The sequence below is a fragment of the Amycolatopsis anabasis genome, assembly GCF_009765355.1.
In the GTDB taxonomy this organism is placed as follows: domain Bacteria; phylum Actinomycetota; class Actinomycetes; order Mycobacteriales; family Pseudonocardiaceae; genus Amycolatopsis; species Amycolatopsis anabasis.
Window position 1 is genome coordinate 49,646 of record NZ_VTHK01000010.1, and the last position, 17,916, is coordinate 67,561.

Sequence of the window (17,916 nt, forward strand, 5' to 3'; positions counted from 1 at the left end):
TTCAACTATGAACGCTGTTAACCCGTGGTGATTAAGGGTGGCCTTACCAGTGAACCTCGGGCGCTGACCGCGTAATGTCCCGAATGCTGACAGACCGCAGAAGAAAAGCAGGAGAGCGCAGTGACCTACGTGATCGCCGAGCCCTGCGTCGACGTGCTCGACAAGGCGTGCATCGACGAGTGTCCCGTCGATTGCATCTACGAGGGTGAGCGGATGCTCTACATCCACCCCGACGAGTGCGTCGACTGTGGTGCCTGCGAACCGGTCTGTCCGGTCGAGGCCATCTACTACGAGGACGACGTCCCCGACCAGTGGGCCGACTACACCAAGGCCAACGTGGACTTCTTCGACGAGCTCGGCTCGCCCGGCGGCGCCTCCAAGGTGGGCAAGACCGCGCACGATCCGGACTGGATCAAGAAGCTGCCCCCGCAGGGCGAATGACGCGGCGGGCTCCGGAACTCCCCGACTTTCCCTGGGACGCGCTCGCCGGGCACAAGGCGACCGCGCACGCGCATCCGGGTGGGGCGGTCGATCTGTCCATCGGCACCCCGGTCGATCCGGTCCCGGCCGGTATCCGGGACGCGCTCGCCTCGGTGTCCGAGATCCCCGGGTACCCGGCCACGCACGGCACCCCCGCGCTGCGGGCGGCGGCACTCGACGCGCTGAGCCGCCGCCACGGCGTCGAAGGCCTCGAGCCGGACGCGGTGCTGCCCACGATCGGTTCCAAGGAGCTGGTGGCCTGGTTGCCGCGGCTGCTCGGGTTCGGCCCCGGCGACACGGTGGTCATCCCGGAACTTTCGTATCCCACCTACGAGGTGGGGGTGCTGCTCGCCGGGGCGTCGGTGCTGCGTTCGGACGGGCTCGTCGCGCTCGGACCGCAGCGCCCGGCGATGATCTGGCTCAACTCGCCGTCGAACCCGACCGGTCGCGTGCTCGGCGTCGACCACCTGCGCAAGGTCGTCGAATGGGCCCGCGAGCGGGACGTGATCGTGGTGTCCGACGAGTGCTACCTGGCGCTGGGCTGGGACGCCGAACCGGTTTCCCTGCTGCACCCGTCGGTCCACGGTGGACGGACCGACGGCCTGCTCGCGGTGCACTCGCTGTCCAAATCGGCCAACCTGGCCAGTTACCGGGCCGGATTCGTCACCGGTGATCCGGCGCTGGTCGCGGAGTTGCTCGCGGTGCGCAAGCACGCGGGGATGATCGTGCCGCGACCGGTGCAGGAGGCGATGGTCGCCGCGCTCGTCGACGACGAGGCCCTGGCCGCCCAGCGCGACCGCTACGCCCGGCGCCGGACCGTGCTGCGCAAGGCGTTGCGGGACAACGGTTTCCAGATCGATCATTCGGAGGCCGGGCTCTACCTGTGGGCGACCCGGGGTGAGGACGCCTGGGAAACCGTGCGCTGGCTGGCCGAACGCGGCATCCTGGTGGCCCCGGGCACGTTCTACGGCCCGGCCGGCGCCCAGCACGTCCGGATCGCGCTGACCGCCACCGACGAGCGCGTGGACGTCGCCGCGGAGCGCCTGGCTCAGTAGCCCCCTTCGGGGTCGCGGCCGGTGAGGCCGCGGTAGACGAACCTGGTCAGCGCGTCGATCGCTTCGTCGTCGGACAGCTCCCGCCAGCCCTCGGGGCGGGGCGGTACCAGCCACAGCTGCGCGAAGCTGTCGACCATGCCGAACATCATCGCGATCGTGGTCTCCGGTTCGGCGGGCAGCCGCATCCCGGCGCGCACGATGTGGGCCAGGTGACTGGCCACGTCCGCCTGTTCCCGGGCGCCGAACCGGGCCAGCGTCCGCGCGAAGTCGTCGCTGACCATCGCCGCCTGCCGCAGCGCGACCAGGGTCGCCGCGTTCTGCCGGTAGAACCGCCAGTAGGCCGCGATGTGCCAGCGCACCGCCGCCGGATCGGTGAAGTCCGGGCTGTGCTCCGGCAGTTCGGCGCTGGCGTCCCCGGCGGCCGACAGATCGGCGAGCAGGGCTTCCAGGAGTTCTTCCTTGCCCGCGAAGTGGTTGTAGAACGAGCCCGCCGCGCGGCCCGCCTCCCGGGTGATGTCGGTGATCTTCGTGTTCAGGTAGCCGCGCTCGGCGAAGACGCGCTTGGCCGCCTCCTTCAAGGCCGCCTCGGTCTCCGCCGCCTTCTCCTTGCGGCTTGTCGTCACGACCCCCACCTCCTTGACGCGAACGCTAGCAGCGGGCAAACTGAATTCATATTCACTGAATCTAAATTCATTCAAGGAGTCATCGTGGACGTTCAGGTCCTCGTCAGCGGGGCCGGTCCGACCGGTCTGACGCTGGCCCTCGAACTGGCCCGGCGCGGGGTCGGCGTGCGCGTCGTGGACAAGGCCGCCGAGTACTTCGCCGGTTCGCGCGGCGACGGCCTGCAGCCCCGCACGCTGGAAGTCTTCGACGATCTGGGCGTGCTGGACGCGGTGTTCGCGGCCGGGGCGCCGCCCGCGGTGACGCGCGTCCACCTCGACGGGAAGTTCGCCGGGGAACGCCGGATGGCCGAATGGCGGGAGCCCACGCCCGCGGTGCCCTACCCCAACGCGTGGTTTCTCGGGCAGTCGCGGACCGAAGCGATCCTGCGCGACCGGCTGGCCGAGTTCGGGGTGCGCGTCGAACTGGCCACCGAGCTGACGGCGTTCGAACAGGACGAGAACGGGGTGACCGCGACGCTCACCCGCGGCGGCGCCACCGAAACGGTTCGCGCGGCGTACCTGGTCGGCGCGGACGGCGGGCGCAGCTTCGTGCGCAAGGCATTGGGGATCCCGTTCGAGGGCACCACGGACGAATCGATCCGGATGCTGCTCGGGGACGTCCGGGTGGACGGCCTCGACCACGACTTCGGCTACTGGTTCGCACGGGCGGACGAGCCGATGGCCGGGATCGGGCTCACCCCGCTGTCCGGCGGCGACCACTTCCAGTTCGCGACCCCGCTCGACGCCGACGACAGCTCGCTGGCGACCCTGCAACGGCTGTTCGAGCAGTACTCCGGGCGGTCCGATCTCCGGCTGCGCGACCTGGTGTGGTCCACGATCTGGCGGCCGAACGTGCGGCTGGCCCAGCGGTTCGCGCAGGGACGGGTGTTCCTGGCGGGCGACGCGGCGCACGTGCACCCGCCGACCGGCGGGCAGGGGCTGAACACCGGCGTCCAGGACGCCTACAACCTGGGTTGGAAGCTCGCGTCGGGCGATCCGGAACTGCTGGCGACCTACGAGGCCGAACGGCTGCCGGTCGCGGCGCGGGTGCTGGGCGTCAGCTCCGAGCTGCTGCGGAAGTACACCGACGGGGCCGCCGACGCGCACGAGCGGGGCGAGGAGACGCGGCAGCTCGACATCGGGTACCGGGGGAGCCCGCTGTCCCGGGACGACCGCGCGCGGCCGGGGTCGGTGCGGGCCGGGGACCGGGCGCCGGACGCGCCCGTGGCGGACGCGAACGGGAAGCAGGTGCGCCTGTTCGACCTGTTCCGCGGGCCGCACGCCACCCTGCTCGCGTTCGGCGGCGGACCGGCCGAGGCGGAGCCGGGCGTGCACGTCCACCGGGTGCTGCGACCCGGCCAGGCGGTCACCGGGGACGCGTTGGTGGACGTGGACGGCCACGCGTTCGCCGCCTACGACGTGGCCGAGGGCACCCGGGTCCTCGTCCGGCCGGACGGCTACCTCCGGGAATTCACCGCCGCCTGACCCCGGGGCGTCGCGCTCGGGAGGAAGGGACCTTTGCTCCGGTTCAACCGGAGCGGGGGACCTTTACTACAGCTATTCGTGAGCGAAGGTCCCTTCCTCCCGCCTTGGCCAGCACCCGGTTCCCTCGCTCGCGCAGGCAAGGAGGTCACCGTGGCCGGGGAGAAGGTGCCGCCTCGACGCAGGCCCGAAAGTGCGCGCACTTTCGGGCAGCACCTCACGACCCGCCCCTCAGAGCAGGTGCTGGGCGGCCTGGTCGATCCCGGTGACGGCGGCGGGCCAGGCTGCGCGGGCGCGGGCGCGTTTGGCCAGTTCGCGTTCCGCGATCCGCCCGGCGATGAAGCCGATCTTCGCGTCGGACGCGGTCTCCACCAGGGCGCGCATCCGTTCGGCGGCCACCACGGCGTCCTGGTGGTCGCCGAGCACCTCCTGCAGGTGCTTGGCCGCGCCGATCAGGGCCTTCACGTCCTTCGCCTGCTTCTTGCGGGCCGCGGGCTTGGCCAGTTCGGCCGCGTAGCGCAGGCGTTTGCCGAGGATGCGCAGATCGTGCAGATCGTCGTCGACCGGGTCCTGGCCGAGCGCGGCCACCGCCTTGTGCAGTTTCCGGTACGCCTTGCGCAGCGCGCCCACCAGATCACTCCGGGCAGCCACCGCGGCCGGGGGCGCCTCGGTCGCCTCCCGCACCGCGGGGCGGGCGAGCTGGGCCACCGAGGTCCGCAGCGTGGCGTACCGGGTGCTGTTCAACGCCCTGGTCAGCTTGCGTTTCACCTTGCCGCGTTCGGCGACGAACGTGGCCACCAGCCGTTGCGCGGCCAACTGGTCCACGGCCTCGAAATCGGCGACCGTGGCGCGCAGGTGGCCGATCAGCACGTCGTAGTCGCGCACCTCGCCGAGCGCGGCGCCGAGCCAGCCCAGTTCGGCGCGCACCGGCTCGGCGGCCGGGCCGAGCAAGCCACCGGACAATTTGAGCACGCTGCGCATCCGGCGGACCGCGACCCGCATCTGGTGCAGATCCTCGGGGTCCACTCCGGACCGGGTCCCGGCCTCGTGGGCCAGCAGCGTGCGCGCCAGCGCGTCGAGCCGGGCCCGGACGTGCGTCGCGGGCGGGTCCGCGGGTTTCGCGGTGAGCGGCTCCTCGGGCAGGCCGATCTCCGCCGGCGTCGGCGTCGCGGTCCGGGGCTTGCCGGGCGGTTCTTCGCGCAACGTTTCGGTGCTCACCTGGTGAATACTAGGTGAACTGCGGTTATGTCGCCCTAGCCTGCGGAAACCGCACTCAGTCGTTGGCGTGCAGCGCCGCGTTCAGCTCAATCCCGGCCCCCGTCCGCGGGACGACCTCGACCGACCCGGTGGAGGAGTTGCGCCGGAACACCGCGCCGGAAATGCCGGAGAGTTCGCGGGCCTTCACCGTCCGGCCCTCCACCACGACCTTGGTCCCCGCGGTGATGTACAGCCCGGCCTCGATCACCGAGTCGTTGCCGAGGGAGATCCCGCAGCCGCCGTTGGCCCCGATCAGGCAGCGCTCGCCGACCGAGATGACCTCCTTGCCGCCGCCGGAGAGCGTGCCCATGATCGAGGCGCCGCCGCCCACGTCGGTGCCGTCGCCGACCACCACGCCCGCCGAGATGCGGCCCTCGACCATCGAGGCGCCCAGCGTGCCGGCGTTGAAGTTCACGAAGCCCTCGTGCATGACGGTGGTGCCGCTGGCCAGGTGCGCGCCGAGCCGCGCGCGATCGGCGTCGGCGATGCGGACGCCGGTGGGGGTGACGTAGTCGACCATGCGGGGGAACTTGTCCACGCCGTACACGGTCACGTGGCCGCGGGCGCGCAGCCGCAGCCGGGTGGCCTCGAAGCCCTCCACCGGGCACGGGCCGTGGTTCGTCCAGACCACGTTGGCCAGCAGGCCGAAGATGCCGTCCAGGCTCTGGCCGTGCGGCTGGACCAGCCGGTGGGACAGCAGGTGCAGGCGGAGGTAGACGTCGTGGGCGTCGGCCGGGGCGTCGGCGAGGCGGCCGATCTCGGTGCGCACCGCGACTACCTCGACGCCCCGCGCGCTGTCCTCGCCGAGGAGTGCGGCGGCGTCTTCGCCGAGCGCCTCGACGGCCTGCTCGCGGGTCAGCCGCTCGGTGCCGCCGGTGCCGGCTTCGCGCAGTTTCGGCTGGGGGAACCAGGTGTCCAGGACCGTTCCGTCGGGCCGGACGGTCGCCAGGCCGACGCCGGAGGCGCCGGTGCTCTCGGGATTCGGGCTCTGCTCGCTCACGATCGCCACGGTATCCGAGCGGGGATCGCTCAGCCCGTCGTGGCCTGACTCTGTCGCAGCGAAGCCTTGATCGCGCGCAGGGCGGCGGACATGTCGGTCAGGGCCGGGCCGCAGGGGGCGGTGCCCGGGTCCTCGGCGGCGTTGCAGCCCTTGTCGCGATAGGTGGCGACGGCCTTGTCCAGCTGATCGGCCTGCGCGGCCAGCCCGGGGTTGCGGGTCCCGGCGAGCTTGCGCGCGGTGAGCGCGGTGTTCGCGAGCTGCGTGACGTATTTCTCACAGCCCTTGGGCTTCTGCTTCTCCGGGGCGACGAAGCACGGGTCCACGGCCAGCGCGTCCAGTTTCACCTGGAGCGCTTCCGGGCCGGGGTCCGGTGCCGGGCGGCCCGGTTTCGGGCCCGCCTCGTTCGAACATCCGGCGAGCATGAGCACCAGCGCGCCGCCCGCGGCGACCAGAATCCTTCGCACGCCCCTCACCGTACGCAGCACGCGCCCCCGGTAGCGTCCGGCCCATGAGTTCGCTGGATCTGCTCGCCGACCCCGTCGAGATCACCGCCGCGCTGGTGGACATCGAGAGCGTCTCGGGGGAGGAGCGCGCGATCGCGGACGCCGTGCAGGCCGCGCTCACCGCACAGGCCGGGCACCTGGAGGTCGTGCGCAACGGCGACGCGGTGCTCGCCCGGACGCACCTGGGCCGCCCGTCGCGGGTGGTGTTCGCCGGGCACCTGGACACCGTGCCGGTCAACCGGAACCTGCCGCTGCGGCGGGAGGGCGACCGGCTGCACGGCCTGGGCACCGTGGACATGAAGGGCGGGGACGCGGTGTTCCTGCACCTCGCCGCCACGGTGACCGAACCGCGCCACGATCTGACGTTCGTCTTCTACGACTGCGAGGAGGTCGAGGCGGTCCGCAACGGCCTCGGCCGCATCGAGCGGGAGCTGCCGGACTGGCTGCGGGGCGATCTCGCGGTGGTCGGGGAGCCGTCGAACGCGGTGATCGAGGCCGGATGCCAGGGGACCATGCGGGTCGAGCTGCCGCTGGCCGGGCAGCGGGCGCACACCGCGCGGGCGTGGATGGGCGTCAACGCCATCCACGCGCTCGCCGAACCGCTGCGGCGGCTCGCCGAGTACCGGCCGCGGGTGGTCGACATCGACGGCCTGACCTACCGCGAAGGGCTGCAGGCCGTGCGGATCGCGGGCGGGGTGGCCGGGAACGTGGTGCCCGACGAGGCGGTGCTCGCGGTCAACCACCGGTTCGCCCCGGACCGCACGCCGGCGCAGGCCGAGGCCCATCTGCGCGAGGTGTTCGACGGGTACGAACTGTCCGTTGTGGACTCCTCGCCGGGGGCGCTGCCCGGGTTGTCCGCGCCCGCCGCGGCGGAACTCGTGGCGGCCGCGGGCGGCGAGGCCGCGGCGAAACTCGGGTGGACGGACGTGGCCCGGTTCGCGGCGCTCGGCATGCCCGCGGTCAACTTCGGCCCCGGCGATCCGACCCTGGCGCACACCCAGCAGGAGAACGTGGCCACCGCGGAAATCACCCAGGTCACCAAGATCCTGAAGGCTTTCCTGCGCCCCTGACCCCGCTCGAAAGTGCGCGCACTTTCGGGGTCAGTCGGGGGTGGCGCCGAGGGTGAGGAGGCCGTCGCGGAGCAGGTCGGCGGCTTCGGTGAGCCGGTGCTGCGAGCAGAGCAGCTCGCCCGCCCGGTCCAGCGACACCGCGAGCGGGCCGCGCGCGTTCAACCGGGTCGCCACCTCGATCGCCGCCCGGAAGTGTTCCTCCGCCGCCGGTTCGTCCGCCCGCGCGAGCGCCAGCGCGCCGAACTCGTACCGCACCGCCGCGGCGAGCGGATCGTCGGTGCCCAGTGCCCGCAGCACCTCGTCCAGCAGTTCCGCCGCCACGTCGAGCCGCCCGAGTTCCCGGTTGACCTCGGCCAGTTCCAGGGTGATCGCGCTCAGGTCGCCGGCCGCCGCCGACTCCCGGGCCGCCCGCAGATCGGCCAGCGCGCCGCGCCGGTCGCCGCCGAGCCGCCGGATCCGGCCCCGCGCCAGCAGGCACCGCGCGATCGCCGGGCGCAACGCGAGCTCGTGCACCAGGTCGTGCGCGTGCGCCACGGCCACCGCCGCGTCGGTGAACCGGTCCTCGGCGAGCTGCGCCCGGCACAACCCGGCGTAGTGGCCGATCAGTTCGGTGACCCCGTCCTCGGGCCCGAGCCGCGCGAGCCGCAGCGCCCCGCGCGCGCACTCGCCCGCGCGTTCGACGTCGCCGAGCCGCAGGTGCAGATCGGCGAGCAGCGCGCGCAACGCCAGCAGCACGACCGGATCCCGGTATCCGGCGCGCAGCAGCTCGTCCTGGCAGTTCTGCAGCAGGTAGGTCGCGTAATGCGGTTCGCCCGCCTCGGCCAGCACCAGCGCGCGCACCGGCACCGCCAGCGCGCGCACCGGCGGCGTGTCCGGTTCCAGCGCGCGCTCGGCGGCGCGCAGGTGCTCCTCGGCCGCCGCGAGGTCCCCGCTCGCCAGCTCGACCCGGGCCAGCCACAGCCGGGCCAGCCCGGACTGCCGGGCCTGCCCGAGCCGATCGGCTTCCGGCCAGAGCCGCCGCAACCGGGTGCGCGCGGCGTCCGGCCGCCCGGCCAGGAACGCCTGCGCGGCCTCCACCAGCCCGAGGTCGAGCAGCATGACCTGCTGCGGTGAGCGCCCGGTCAGCAGTTCCTCCGGGTCGAGCCCCAGCCGGTCGGCGAAATGCCGCAACGCGTCACCGGACGGGGTCCGCTTCCCGCTTTCCACCGACGACACGTAGGCCGCGGTGTAGTGCGGCTGCGCGAGCGCGCGCTGGGTCAGCCCGCGCTCGGACCGCAGCCGCCGCAACCGGGCGCCGACGGGCTCCCGCGCCCGGCTCGCCGGTTCGGCGCCGAACGAGCCGTTCACGAAAGCCCGCCTCACCTTCTGCTCAGACTGCTCAGACCGTGATGCTCCAGCTGTCGAGCGTCCCGGTGTCCTGTGAATACGCGTCATATACCACGAGCGTCCAGGTGCCGCTCGCGTTCTCCCCGGTCACCGGCACGGAATAGGTGCGGGTGCCGAATTCGGTGCACGGTACCGATCCGGTGGCCTTGACCGAGTACGACTTGTTCGCCGGGGACTGCAGGCTGATCCGGAGATCCTCGGAACACGGGTGCGACGCGGTGATCGACAGCTGCACCGGCGACGCCGCGGACCCGGACGCCGAGGAAGTGACCGGGCTGCGCACGGTGCCGAAGTCGGCGATCGGGAAATCGGTGTCGTTGCGGAAGATCCGCACGTCACCCGAACCGACGGTCAGCGTGTACTGGGCCGTGCGGTCGACTTCGGCGCCGTCCCCGGTCACGGTGATCGTGGAGGTCCCGTTCGGGGTGCTGCTCGACGTGGCGATGGTCAGCGTCGAGGACGCCCCGGACTGCACGGAGGCCGGGTTGAACGTCGCGGTCGCCCCGGCGGGCAGGCCGCTCGCCGAGAGGTTCACCGTCTGCGCCGCCCCGGCCGTGGTCTGCGTGTTCACCGCGACGGTCGCCGACTGTCCGGGTTGGACGGTGCCGGAGGACGGGCTCAGCGAGAGCGAGAAGTCCCGGCTCTGGCTGGTGCCGACCGCCAGTTTCCACACCGCGTAGGCGATCGCGTCGCTGTTGCGGTCCAGCGGGGTGTCCGGGATGTTCGAAATGGTGTCGCACGCGCGGTGGTAGCAGTTGTCGAACGGCTGCCCGGCCGTGCCGCCCCACTTCTGCGCCTGTGCGCTGCTCTTGGTGTAGCCCGCGCCGGTGGCCAGGCCGCCGACCGGGATGCCCGCGCTCTTGAACGACGCGTGGTCGGACCGGCCGTCGCCTTCGGTGTCGCCCTCGGTGGGGATGTTGATCGAGGCGAAGTACTCGTCGAAGACCGCCCTGATCGAGGCCACGTCGTCGTACACGAAGTGGCCCCAGTTCTTCGACCCGATCATGTCGAAGTTGAGGTAGGTCTTGATCTTCGTCCGCTCGGCGGCGGGCAGCTGGCTGACGTAGTACCGGGATCCGCGCAGCCCGGATTCCTCGTCGGCCCACCAGGCGAACCGGACCCGTTTGACCATTTCCGGGTTCTGCTGCGCCAGGGTCAGCGCGGTCTCCAGGATCGCGGCCGACCCGGAGCCGTTGTCGTTGATGCCCGGCCCGGCGCTCACGCTGTCCAGGTGCGCGCCGAGCATGATGACCTGGTTGGCGTCGCCCTTCGGCCATTCGGCGATCAGGTTCTGCGTCTGCCCGGCACAGCTGGTGCAGGTCTGCCGGTTCACGGTGTAGCCCGCGGCCCGCAGCTTCTGCTCCACATAGGACACCGAGGCGGTGTAGCCGCCGCTCGGGGCCCGGTTCCCGCCGTTTTGCTGGGCGATGCTCTGGAACTGGTTCAGATGCGCCTTGACGTTGGCGAGCGAGATGTCCGGCGCGGCGGCGGTCGTGGTCTGCGCCTGGGCCGGGGTGGCCGGAACGGCCAGGGTGAGGGCGAGCCCGGCGAGTGCCGCCAGCCCGGCCCGCAGGGTCTTCTTCGTGTTCATGACCAGAAATCTCCGTTCGGGAGCGGAAAGCATGGCGCCCGCGCGGCGGCACCGGGCTCCTCCGGTGCCGCCGCGCGGGAATTCGGTGGGCACGCGCTAGAGCGTGATGCTCCAGCTGTCGAGCGTCCCGGTGTCCTGCGAGTAGGCGTCGTAGAGCACGAGCGTCCAGGTGCCGCTCGCGTTCTCCCCGGTCACCGGCACGGAATAGGTGCGGGTGCCGAATTCGGTGCAGGGCACCGATCCGGTGGCCTTGACCGAGTACGACTTGTTCGCCGGGGACTGCAGGCTGATCCGCAGGTCCTCGGCGCAGGTGTGCTTCGCGGTGATCGACAGCTGCACCGGCGACGTCGCGGTGCCGGACGCGGACGACGTGATCGGGCTGCGCACGGTGCCGAAGTCCTGGATCGGGAAATCGGCGTCGTTGCTGAAGCTCCGGATGTCGCCCGAGCCGACGGTCAGGGTGTACTGCGCCTCGTGGTCGATGTCGGCGCCATCGGCCTTGATGGTGATCGGCGTGGTGCTGTTCGGGGTGCTGCTCGACGTGGTGATGGTCAGCGTCGAGGTCGCCCCGGACTGCACGGAGGCCGGGTTGAACGTCGCGGTCGCCCCCGCGGGCAGGCCGCTCGCGGTGAAGTTCACCGTCTGCGCGTTGCCCTTGGTGGTCTGCGTGCTCACCGTGACCGTCGCCGACTGTCCGGGTTGGACGGTGCCGGAGGTCGAGCTGAGCGTCATCGAGAAGTCGTTGCCCGGCTGCGAAGTGCAGGTCGGTTCACCGGCCACCGCGGCCACGCTCACCGCGTCCCAGGCCTTCTTCACCGTGTCGTACTCGGTGCAGCTGCCCGGGAACACCGCGATCGCGGCCTCCAGGGTCGCCTTGCGGGCGGCCCGGTGGTTCCAGCCGGAGGTCTTCTTCAGCAGGCCGTTGTAGAAGATCTTCCCGGCCTTCTGGATGCCGATGCCGGTGATCGAGGAGTTGTTGCAGGTCGGGCTGTTCGGCTTGCCGCCGCCCGGGCTGGTGCCCTCGGCGAGCAGGTAGAACCAGTGGTTCTGCGGACCCGCGGCCGCGTGCACCTCGGTGTTCGGGATGGACGAGGAGTAGCAGTTCGGGTCGCCGACGCGGGACGGGTCGTACATGTAGCGGATCGGGCCCCGGCCGACCAGGTTGACCTCTTCGCCGACCTCGTAGTCCGGCGGGTCGTTCGGGTTGTTGGCGTAGTGCTCGGTGAGCGCGCCGAAGATGTCGCCGGTGGACTCGTTCAGCCCGCCGTTCTCGTTGCCCGATCCCGCGCCGCCGGGCGTGGTCTGGAAGATCGCGTGCCCGTACTCGTGGCCCACGACGTCCATCGGGGTGGCCTGGCGCTGGTTGTCCTGGGAGTGCCCGAACGTGGTCGAGCTGCCGTCCCAGTAGGCGTTGACCGCGTTGAGGCCGACCCATGCCGGGAAGCCGCCGCCGTTGCCGTTGATCCCGTTGCGGCCCAGCCACTCGCGCAGCATGTCCCATTCCCGCTGGACGTCGTAGAGCGCGTCCACGCAGGCGGTTTCCAGGTTCGTGCCGGAGCCGTTGCCCCAGGCGTCGTCCGGGCCGGTGAAGGGCTGCTTGCTGCTGTTGGTGCCGCAGCGGATGCCGCTGCGCGTCGGGTCCACTGTGGAGTACTGGCTGCCCGACTGGGTGGTGTTGATGGTGACGTTGCCGTTGTAGTAGCTGTTCCCGGTGCCCGCGATCGAAACGTCGCCCTGCGGCTGCGCGGCCTGTGCCGCGGGCGCGTAGGTGCGGACGTCGTCCCGGGTGTCGAGGACCGCGCCGCTGGTGCCGTCCACGAACACGTGCAGCTTGCTCGGCGCCTTGTCGGTCCGGCCGTTCACCACGACCTCGTACGCCAGTTTCGGCGCGCTTCCGGCCAGCACCACCAGCCGTGGCGAGTCCACCCCGTCCACCGCGGGCAGTTGGCGGCGGGCCACCTCGGCGGCCTTGGCCGCGTCGATCTTCGCGGTGGTGTCCACGGCGATGGGCGCGGTCTCCGCGGCGGTGGTGTCGCGCACCCGGCCCTGGCCGTCCGCGACGACGACCGCGTCGCCGCCGACCACCGGGAGGCCGCGGTAGGTGCGTTCGTAGCCGGAGTAGAACAGGCCACCGGCGCCGGGGGTGGTGAGCACCCGGTGGAACGCTTCGCCGACGCCCTTGCGCAGCCGGTCGAGCCCGGCCGCGGCGGCCTGGTCCGAGGCGGTGGCCGCGAGTGCTTGCGGGTCCGCCGTCTGCTGGATGGTCGTGTCCGCGCTCGCCGGGATCACCGGCAGGGCGAACGTCAGGGCCAGGCCGGCTATCGCCGCCAAGCCCGTTCTCGGCCCTCGCTGGGATGACATGGATGGATTCCTTCCAGGGCAGGACCGCGCGACCGGCGCCGGAAAGGCGAGGCAGGGAGGTGCCGTCCGCGCGGTGATCGTCAAACCATGTGCAGGGATGCGCCTGATGGAATAACTAGAGTTATGCCTATAGGCGCATTCGTTGAGTAAAGAGCGATCAACGACTTCCGTCAATTCGCCATTCGGCCTACGCGGAAAGTAGGTAGGCCCTGGTCGGCTCGGGGCCGTGCGGTCGGCGCCGGGAGAGGCATGGCAGGGAGCGCCGACCGCACGGGGGTATGCCGGAGCTTTATGCCTCTGGTGCGTCCCGAGTAATAACTGCCGTTATTCTTATGGACGCTTTATTCGAGTAAAGGACGGCTCGCGGTCCGCGTCAATTCGCCATTCGGACTACTCGGAAAGTAGGTCGGCACCGCGAACCCCGCGCCGGTAGGCGGCCACCGCGTCGTCGAGCCTGCCCTGCGCGCGCAGCACGTCGCCGAGATGCAGCGACGTGGTCACCAGCGCGGTGCGCAGGGCCGCCCGTTCCTGGTCCTCGGCGGCCCGGCGCAACAGGGCTTCCGCGCGCGGCAGGTCACCGCGGGCGCGGGCGAGCAGGCCGAGCAGCCGGGTGGCCTCGGCCCGCGCCTCCACGTCGGGCGAGGCTTCCAGCAGGGGCCGGATCTCCCGGATCAGCGCCTCGGCCTCGTCCAGCGCGCCCTGGCGGCGGCGGACCTCGGCCAGTTCGATCGTCGCGCCGATGACGCCCTCCTGGGAGTCCATCCCGGCGAGCAGGTCCCGGGCCCGGGTCAGTTCCGCGTGGGCCTCGTCCAGGCGCCCCACCTCGCGCAGCAGGAACCCGCGCGCCCAGCGGCAGCGCGCGATGTCCCGGTCGAATCCCAGCGCGGACCACAGCCGCAGCGCCTCGGACAGGTCCGCGTCCGCGCGGTCCGCGTGCCCGACCGCCTGCCACAGCTGCGCGGCCTGCCGGTGGAAGCGGGCGACGAAGTCCGCGCGGTTCGCCGCGGGCGCGATCCGGTCCCCGGCCTCGGCCGCCCGCCGCGCCCGGCGCAGGTCGCCCATTTCCACCAGGGGGTGGATCAGGGCGGTGAGCAGGGCGAGTTCGGCGTCCGGATCGGGCCGGTCACCGGCCCGCAACTCGCTGAGCGCGCCCTCCACCCGTGCGACCGCGGTCGTCGCGAACCCGGAGAGGTACTGGCAGCCCGCCCAGCGGTGCACGATCATCGCCCGCAGCCACGGCGGCGCGGCCGCCGCGACCCGCTCGGCGTGTTCGAAGCCGACCGTCGCGCCCGCGATGTCGAACCGCTGCCAGCGCGCCTCGGCCAGGCAGAACCGCGCGTAGCACTCGACGCCGGGCAGGTGGAACCGCGCGGCGCGGGTCTCCACGTCGACGAAGGTGGCCTCGGCGCGTTCGATCCGGCCCTGCGCGAGCGACCGGTACGCCTCGTCGAGTTCGGCCCACATGGCTTCGGCCAGCCCGGGCGGGCGGCCGTAGCGCAGGTCGTCGACGTCGAGGTCGAGCCTCCGGGCCAGGTAACCGAGCACTTCCTCGGACGGTGACCGCTGGCCGGATTCGACCTTCGCCAGGAAACCGCGGTTGTACTCGGGCTCGGCCAGTTCCCGCTGGGTCCACCCGCGCGCGACCCGAAGGCGGCGGATCCTCTCCCCGAGGCCTTCTCCGGCACCGGCTTCCGGCCACCCGAGCGTCATTCGCCTCACGGTAGATCACCGGCAATCCGATGGCGGGCTCCCCTAGGCTGTTGGAGTGAGCGAGCGACCAGAAGCGGTGACCGGCGAGCAGTACCCCGAGCACCCACCGGAGCGGCATCGGGGGCCCGTCGTGCTGCGGCGGGATCGGCGGTCCGAGGACACCACGACCGACCAGCGGCTGCTGGATTCGCGCGGGCCGAGCGACTGGGTGCACACCGATCCGTGGCGGGTGCTGCGCATCCAGGCGGAGTTCGTCGAGGGTTTCGGCGCGCTCGCCGAGGTGCCGCGCGCGGTCACCGTGTTCGGCTCGGCCCGCACGCCCCGCGACCATCCGGAATACGAACTGGGCCGCAAGATCGGCGCCGCGCTGGCCGGTGCGGGTTTCGCCGCGATCACCGGCGGCGGGCCCGGCGCGATGGAGGCGGTGAACCGGGGCGCCTCGGAGGCCGGTGGGCTGTCCATCGGCCTCGGCATCGAGCTGCCGTTCGAACAGGGCATGAACCCGTGGGTCGATCTCGGCGTGAACTTCCGCTATTTCTTCACCCGCAAGACGATGTTCATCAAGTACGCGCAGGCGTTCATCTGCCTGCCGGGCGGGTTCGGCACGCTGGACGAGCTGTTCGAGGCGCTCACGCTGGTGCAGACGAAGAAGGTGACGAAGTTCCCGGTCGTGCTGTTCGGCAGTTCCTACTGGGGTGGCTTGTACGAGTGGATCACCGGAACCGTGCTCGCCGAGGGCAAGATCAGCGAGAAGGACGCGGCGCTGCTGCACGTCACCGACGACATCGACGACGCGGTGCAGGTCGTGCTGGAGGCCTACCAGGCTTGGGAGGACACGCACTGATGCGGGGGATCTCGTGGAGCCGCGCCGCGGCACTCGTGGTGACCACCGAGCGCGTTTTGGCCGGAGGCCCCGCGATCGTGGCGGCGCGGCGTCCGGACAACGAAAGGGAAGCCAAATGAACGAGTCAAGCCCCGGTGACGCGATCGTGTCGCGCGCGGGCTCACGGGAAACACCGAAGAGGGTTTGCGTATTTTGCGGTTCTTCGGCGGGGAACTCGCCGGAGTATTCCGAGCAGGCCATGCGGCTCGGCAAGCTGCTGGCCGAACGGGGCATCGGGCTGGTCTACGGCGGGGCGAGCGTCGGCATCATGGGCGTGGTCGCCGACGCCGTGCTGGCCAACGGCGGCGAGGTCGTCGGCGTGATCCCGGAACACCTGATGCGGGTGGAGATCGCGCACGCGAACCTGACCGAGCTGCATGTGGTGCCCGGGATGCACGAGCGCAAGGCGAAGATGGCCGAACTCTCCGACGGGTTCCTCGCGCTGCCCGGCGGGGCGGGGACGCTGGAGGAGCTGTTCGAGGTGTGGACCTGGGCACAGCTCGGGCTGCACGGCAAGCCGATCGGCCTGATCGACGTGAACGGCTACTACCGTCCCTTGTGGACGTTTGTGGACCACATGGTGGAGCAGGGTTTCCTGCGGCAGGAACATCGCGACCTGATTTCCTTCGACGCCGATCCGGCGGCCCTGCTGGACGCGTTCGCGAAGTTCGAGCCCACCTCGGTCGCGAAGTGGACCTGACCTCCTGCCGGCACCTTCTTGTACCGTCGAGTAGGTACGGGCGACTGGTGAGCCCGGCTCGCGTTCGCCCTGGAGGAGGGTCCTGGTGCACCTGCTGATCCGCTGGCTGCTCGCCCCGCTGGCGCGCTTCCTCTACCGGCCGGACGTGTCGGGGGCGGAGCGGATCCCGCTCGAGGGACCGATCATCTTCGCGTCCAACCACCGCGCCGCCCTGGACACCGCGGTGATCCCGATGGTCGCGCCGCGGGTCGTCCGGTTCCTCGGCAAGGCCGAGTACTTCACCGGCACCGGGTTCCGCGGCCGGATGATGGCCAGGTTCGTTTCCGCGCTCGGTTACGTGCCCGTCGAGCGGGGGAACGCCCAGGCCGGGCTGTCCGCGCTGGAGGCGGCGCGCAAGGTGCTCGACGCGGGGGAGGCGTTCGGGATCTACCCGGAGGGCACCCGGTCGCTCGACGGCCGCCTGCACCGCGGGCACACCGGGGTCGCCGCGCTCGCGCTGGCCACCGGCGCGCGGGTCGTCCCGGTCGCGCTGGCCGGCACCGAGAACCTGCAGCCGGGCGGCCGGAAGATCCCGCGGATCTGCCGGATCACCGTCACGTTCGGCGAGCCGCTGGACTTCTCCCGCTACGAGGGCATGGAGAACTCGCCCGCGATCCGGCGCGCGGTCACCGACGAGGTCATGTACGCGATCTCCGAGCTCTCCGGCCAGGAGTACGTCGACCGCTACCACAAACGGCCGGGCGAAGCCGCTTGAGCGCCGACTGGTTTGCCGGGCGGACCTGGCAGCACCCGCCGTGGACGTCCCGCGAACTCGCTCGCGTCAAGGGCTCGCGCACGGTGTCGGTGGTGCTCCCGGCGCTGAACGAGCAGGACACGGTCGCCCGCGTGGTGGCCTCGGTGCTGCCGCATCTCGGTTCCCTTGTGGACGAACTCGTGGTGATCGATTCGGGGTCGACCGACGCGACCGTGCCGATCGCCGAACGCGCGGGCGCCCGGGTGGTGCGCCGCGAGGACGTGCTCCCCGGCTGGGCGCCGCTGCCGGGCAAGGGCGAGGTGCTGTGGCGCTCGCTGGCCGCGACCCGCGGCGATCTGGTGGTCTTCCTCGACTCGGACCTGGTCGACCCGGATCCCGCCTTCGTCCCGGCGCTGCTCGGTCCGCTGCTGTGCGAGCACGGGGTGCGGATGGTCAAGGGGTTCTACCGGCGGCCGCTGCGGCTGGAGACCGCGGAGATCGGCACCGGCGGCGGCCGGGTCACCGAACTGCTCGCGCGCCCGGTGCTGTCCGCGCTGCGCCCGGCGCTGTCCGGGATCGTGCAGCCGCTCGGCGGCGAGTACGCGGCGACCCGGGAATTCCTCGAATCGGTGCCGTTCGCGGCCGGGTACGGCGTGGAGATCGGCCTGCTGCTCGACGCGGAGGCGCGCTACGGGCTCGACGCGCTGGCCCAGGTCAACCTCGGCGTCCGCAAGCACCGCAACCGGTCGCTGCTGCAACTCGGGGTGATGGCGCGCCAGATCCTGGGGACCGCGCTCGCCCGCTGCGGCGTGGCGCAGGACGACCCGGCGCGGCTGACCCAGTTCGTCCAGGTTTCCGGGGAATGGCTGCCGGACAGCACGGACGTTCTGGTCGCCGATCGGCCGCCGATGCGGGACGTGCTGGCCGGGCTGCGCCCGCCGGGCGCGGAATCAGCCGAGGGTTAGGTTCGCCTGTTGCCCCCCGGGCAATCGAGGAATCTTTCAGGTGCATTCGGTCCCCGGGCCGCCGAATTCGGCGACACC

The 17,916-nt window shown here is 71.6% G+C and carries 16 protein-coding genes; 8 read left to right on the forward strand and 8 right to left on the reverse strand.

Translation table 11 applies throughout. From position 1 onward, the window contains the following. The first annotated feature begins 120 nt into the window (after positions 1-120). Together fdxA and dapC are read left to right on the forward strand one after the other, a co-directional pair. Entirely contained in the window at positions 121-441 is a 321-nt protein-coding gene (gene fdxA / locus FXO23_RS15310; RefSeq protein ID WP_158885290.1) for a ferredoxin, read from the forward strand. Beyond that, the gene (gene dapC, locus FXO23_RS15315; protein ID WP_158885292.1) at positions 438-1,535 is read left to right on the forward strand and encodes a succinyldiaminopimelate transaminase; all 1,098 of its coding nucleotides are present in this window, start codon (positions 438-440) and stop codon (positions 1,533-1,535) included. Before fdxA ends, dapC begins: the two co-directional genes overlap by 4 nt. Here dapC and FXO23_RS15320 read toward each other — a convergent pair. Beyond that, entirely contained in the window at positions 1,529-2,167 is a 639-nt protein-coding gene (locus tag FXO23_RS15320; RefSeq protein WP_246257276.1) for a TetR/AcrR family transcriptional regulator, read from the reverse strand. The two genes, dapC and FXO23_RS15320, sit on opposite strands and share 7 nt — an antisense overlap. Before the next feature lie 75 nt (positions 2,168-2,242). On the opposite strand from FXO23_RS15320, the gene FXO23_RS15325 reads away from it, so the two are divergent. Continuing rightward, the gene (locus FXO23_RS15325) at positions 2,243-3,682 is read left to right on the forward strand and encodes an FAD-dependent monooxygenase (RefSeq protein ID WP_158885296.1); all 1,440 of its coding nucleotides are present in this window, start codon (positions 2,243-2,245) and stop codon (positions 3,680-3,682) included. A gap of 228 nt (positions 3,683-3,910) precedes the next feature. On the opposite strand, the gene FXO23_RS15330 is transcribed toward FXO23_RS15325, so the two are convergent. Genes FXO23_RS15330 through FXO23_RS15340 form a run of 3 tightly spaced genes read right to left on the reverse strand, consistent with a single transcriptional unit; the run spans position 3,911 to position 6,400 of the window. Continuing rightward, positions 3,911-4,897, reverse strand: coding sequence for a CHAD domain-containing protein (locus FXO23_RS15330; RefSeq protein ID WP_246257277.1), 987 nt, complete (start codon positions 4,895-4,897; stop codon positions 3,911-3,913). Between the two features lie 55 nt (positions 4,898-4,952). Then, the gene (gene dapD, locus FXO23_RS15335) at positions 4,953-5,936 is read right to left on the reverse strand and encodes a 2,3,4,5-tetrahydropyridine-2,6-dicarboxylate N-succinyltransferase (protein ID WP_158885298.1); all 984 of its coding nucleotides are present in this window, start codon (positions 5,934-5,936) and stop codon (positions 4,953-4,955) included. A 29-nt stretch (positions 5,937-5,965) separates the two neighbouring features. After that, positions 5,966-6,400 (reverse strand): hypothetical protein, encoded by a 435-nt coding sequence (locus FXO23_RS15340; RefSeq protein WP_246257278.1) that lies wholly within the window; start codon positions 6,398-6,400, stop codon positions 5,966-5,968. 44 nt (positions 6,401-6,444) lie between these two features. On the opposite strand from FXO23_RS15340, the gene dapE reads away from it, so the two are divergent. Beyond that, a complete protein-coding gene (dapE, locus tag FXO23_RS15345; protein ID WP_158885300.1) occupies positions 6,445-7,509 on the forward strand; it encodes a succinyl-diaminopimelate desuccinylase in 1,065 nt (354 codons plus the stop codon). 30 nt (positions 7,510-7,539) lie between these two features. Here dapE and FXO23_RS15350 read toward each other — a convergent pair whose 3' ends face one another. The 4 genes from FXO23_RS15350 to FXO23_RS15365 all read right to left on the reverse strand — a co-directional run bounded on the left by FXO23_RS15350 (position 7,540) and on the right by FXO23_RS15365 (position 14,557). Beyond that, positions 7,540-8,856 carry a helix-turn-helix domain-containing protein gene (locus FXO23_RS15350; protein ID WP_246257279.1) on the reverse strand — a complete coding sequence of 439 codons (1,317 nt, stop codon included), beginning with the start codon at positions 8,854-8,856 and terminating at the stop codon, positions 7,540-7,542. A gap of 31 nt (positions 8,857-8,887) precedes the next feature. Next, positions 8,888-10,486, reverse strand: a complete 1,599-nt coding sequence (locus FXO23_RS15355) for a M20/M25/M40 family metallo-hydrolase (protein WP_158885595.1) — start codon at positions 10,484-10,486, stop codon at positions 8,888-8,890. Positions 10,487-10,582: 96 nt separating this feature from the next. Beyond that, entirely contained in the window at positions 10,583-12,847 is a 2,265-nt protein-coding gene (locus FXO23_RS15360) for a M4 family metallopeptidase (RefSeq protein WP_158885304.1), read from the reverse strand. A 390-nt stretch (positions 12,848-13,237) separates the two neighbouring features. Further along, positions 13,238-14,557 (reverse strand): helix-turn-helix domain-containing protein, encoded by a 1,320-nt coding sequence (locus tag FXO23_RS15365; protein WP_158885306.1) that lies wholly within the window; start codon positions 14,555-14,557, stop codon positions 13,238-13,240. Positions 14,558-14,633: 76 nt separating this feature from the next. Here FXO23_RS15365 and FXO23_RS15370 point away from each other — a divergent pair, with 76 nt between their 5' ends. From FXO23_RS15370 to FXO23_RS15385, 4 genes are all read left to right on the forward strand, one after another. Then, positions 14,634-15,401, forward strand: a complete 768-nt coding sequence (locus FXO23_RS15370; protein ID WP_425484866.1) for an LOG family protein — start codon at positions 14,634-14,636, stop codon at positions 15,399-15,401. 115 nt (positions 15,402-15,516) lie between these two features. Further along, positions 15,517-16,140 carry an LOG family protein gene (locus tag FXO23_RS15375; protein WP_158885310.1) on the forward strand — a complete coding sequence of 208 codons (624 nt, stop codon included), beginning with the start codon at positions 15,517-15,519 and terminating at the stop codon, positions 16,138-16,140. Positions 16,141-16,222: 82 nt separating this feature from the next. Continuing rightward, the gene (locus FXO23_RS15380; RefSeq protein WP_158885597.1) at positions 16,223-16,894 is read left to right on the forward strand and encodes a lysophospholipid acyltransferase family protein; all 672 of its coding nucleotides are present in this window, start codon (positions 16,223-16,225) and stop codon (positions 16,892-16,894) included. Next, a complete protein-coding gene (locus FXO23_RS15385; protein WP_158885312.1) occupies positions 16,891-17,838 on the forward strand; it encodes a glucosyl-3-phosphoglycerate synthase in 948 nt (315 codons plus the stop codon). Before FXO23_RS15380 ends, FXO23_RS15385 begins: the two co-directional genes overlap by 4 nt. Positions 17,839-17,916: the final 78 nt, after the last annotated feature.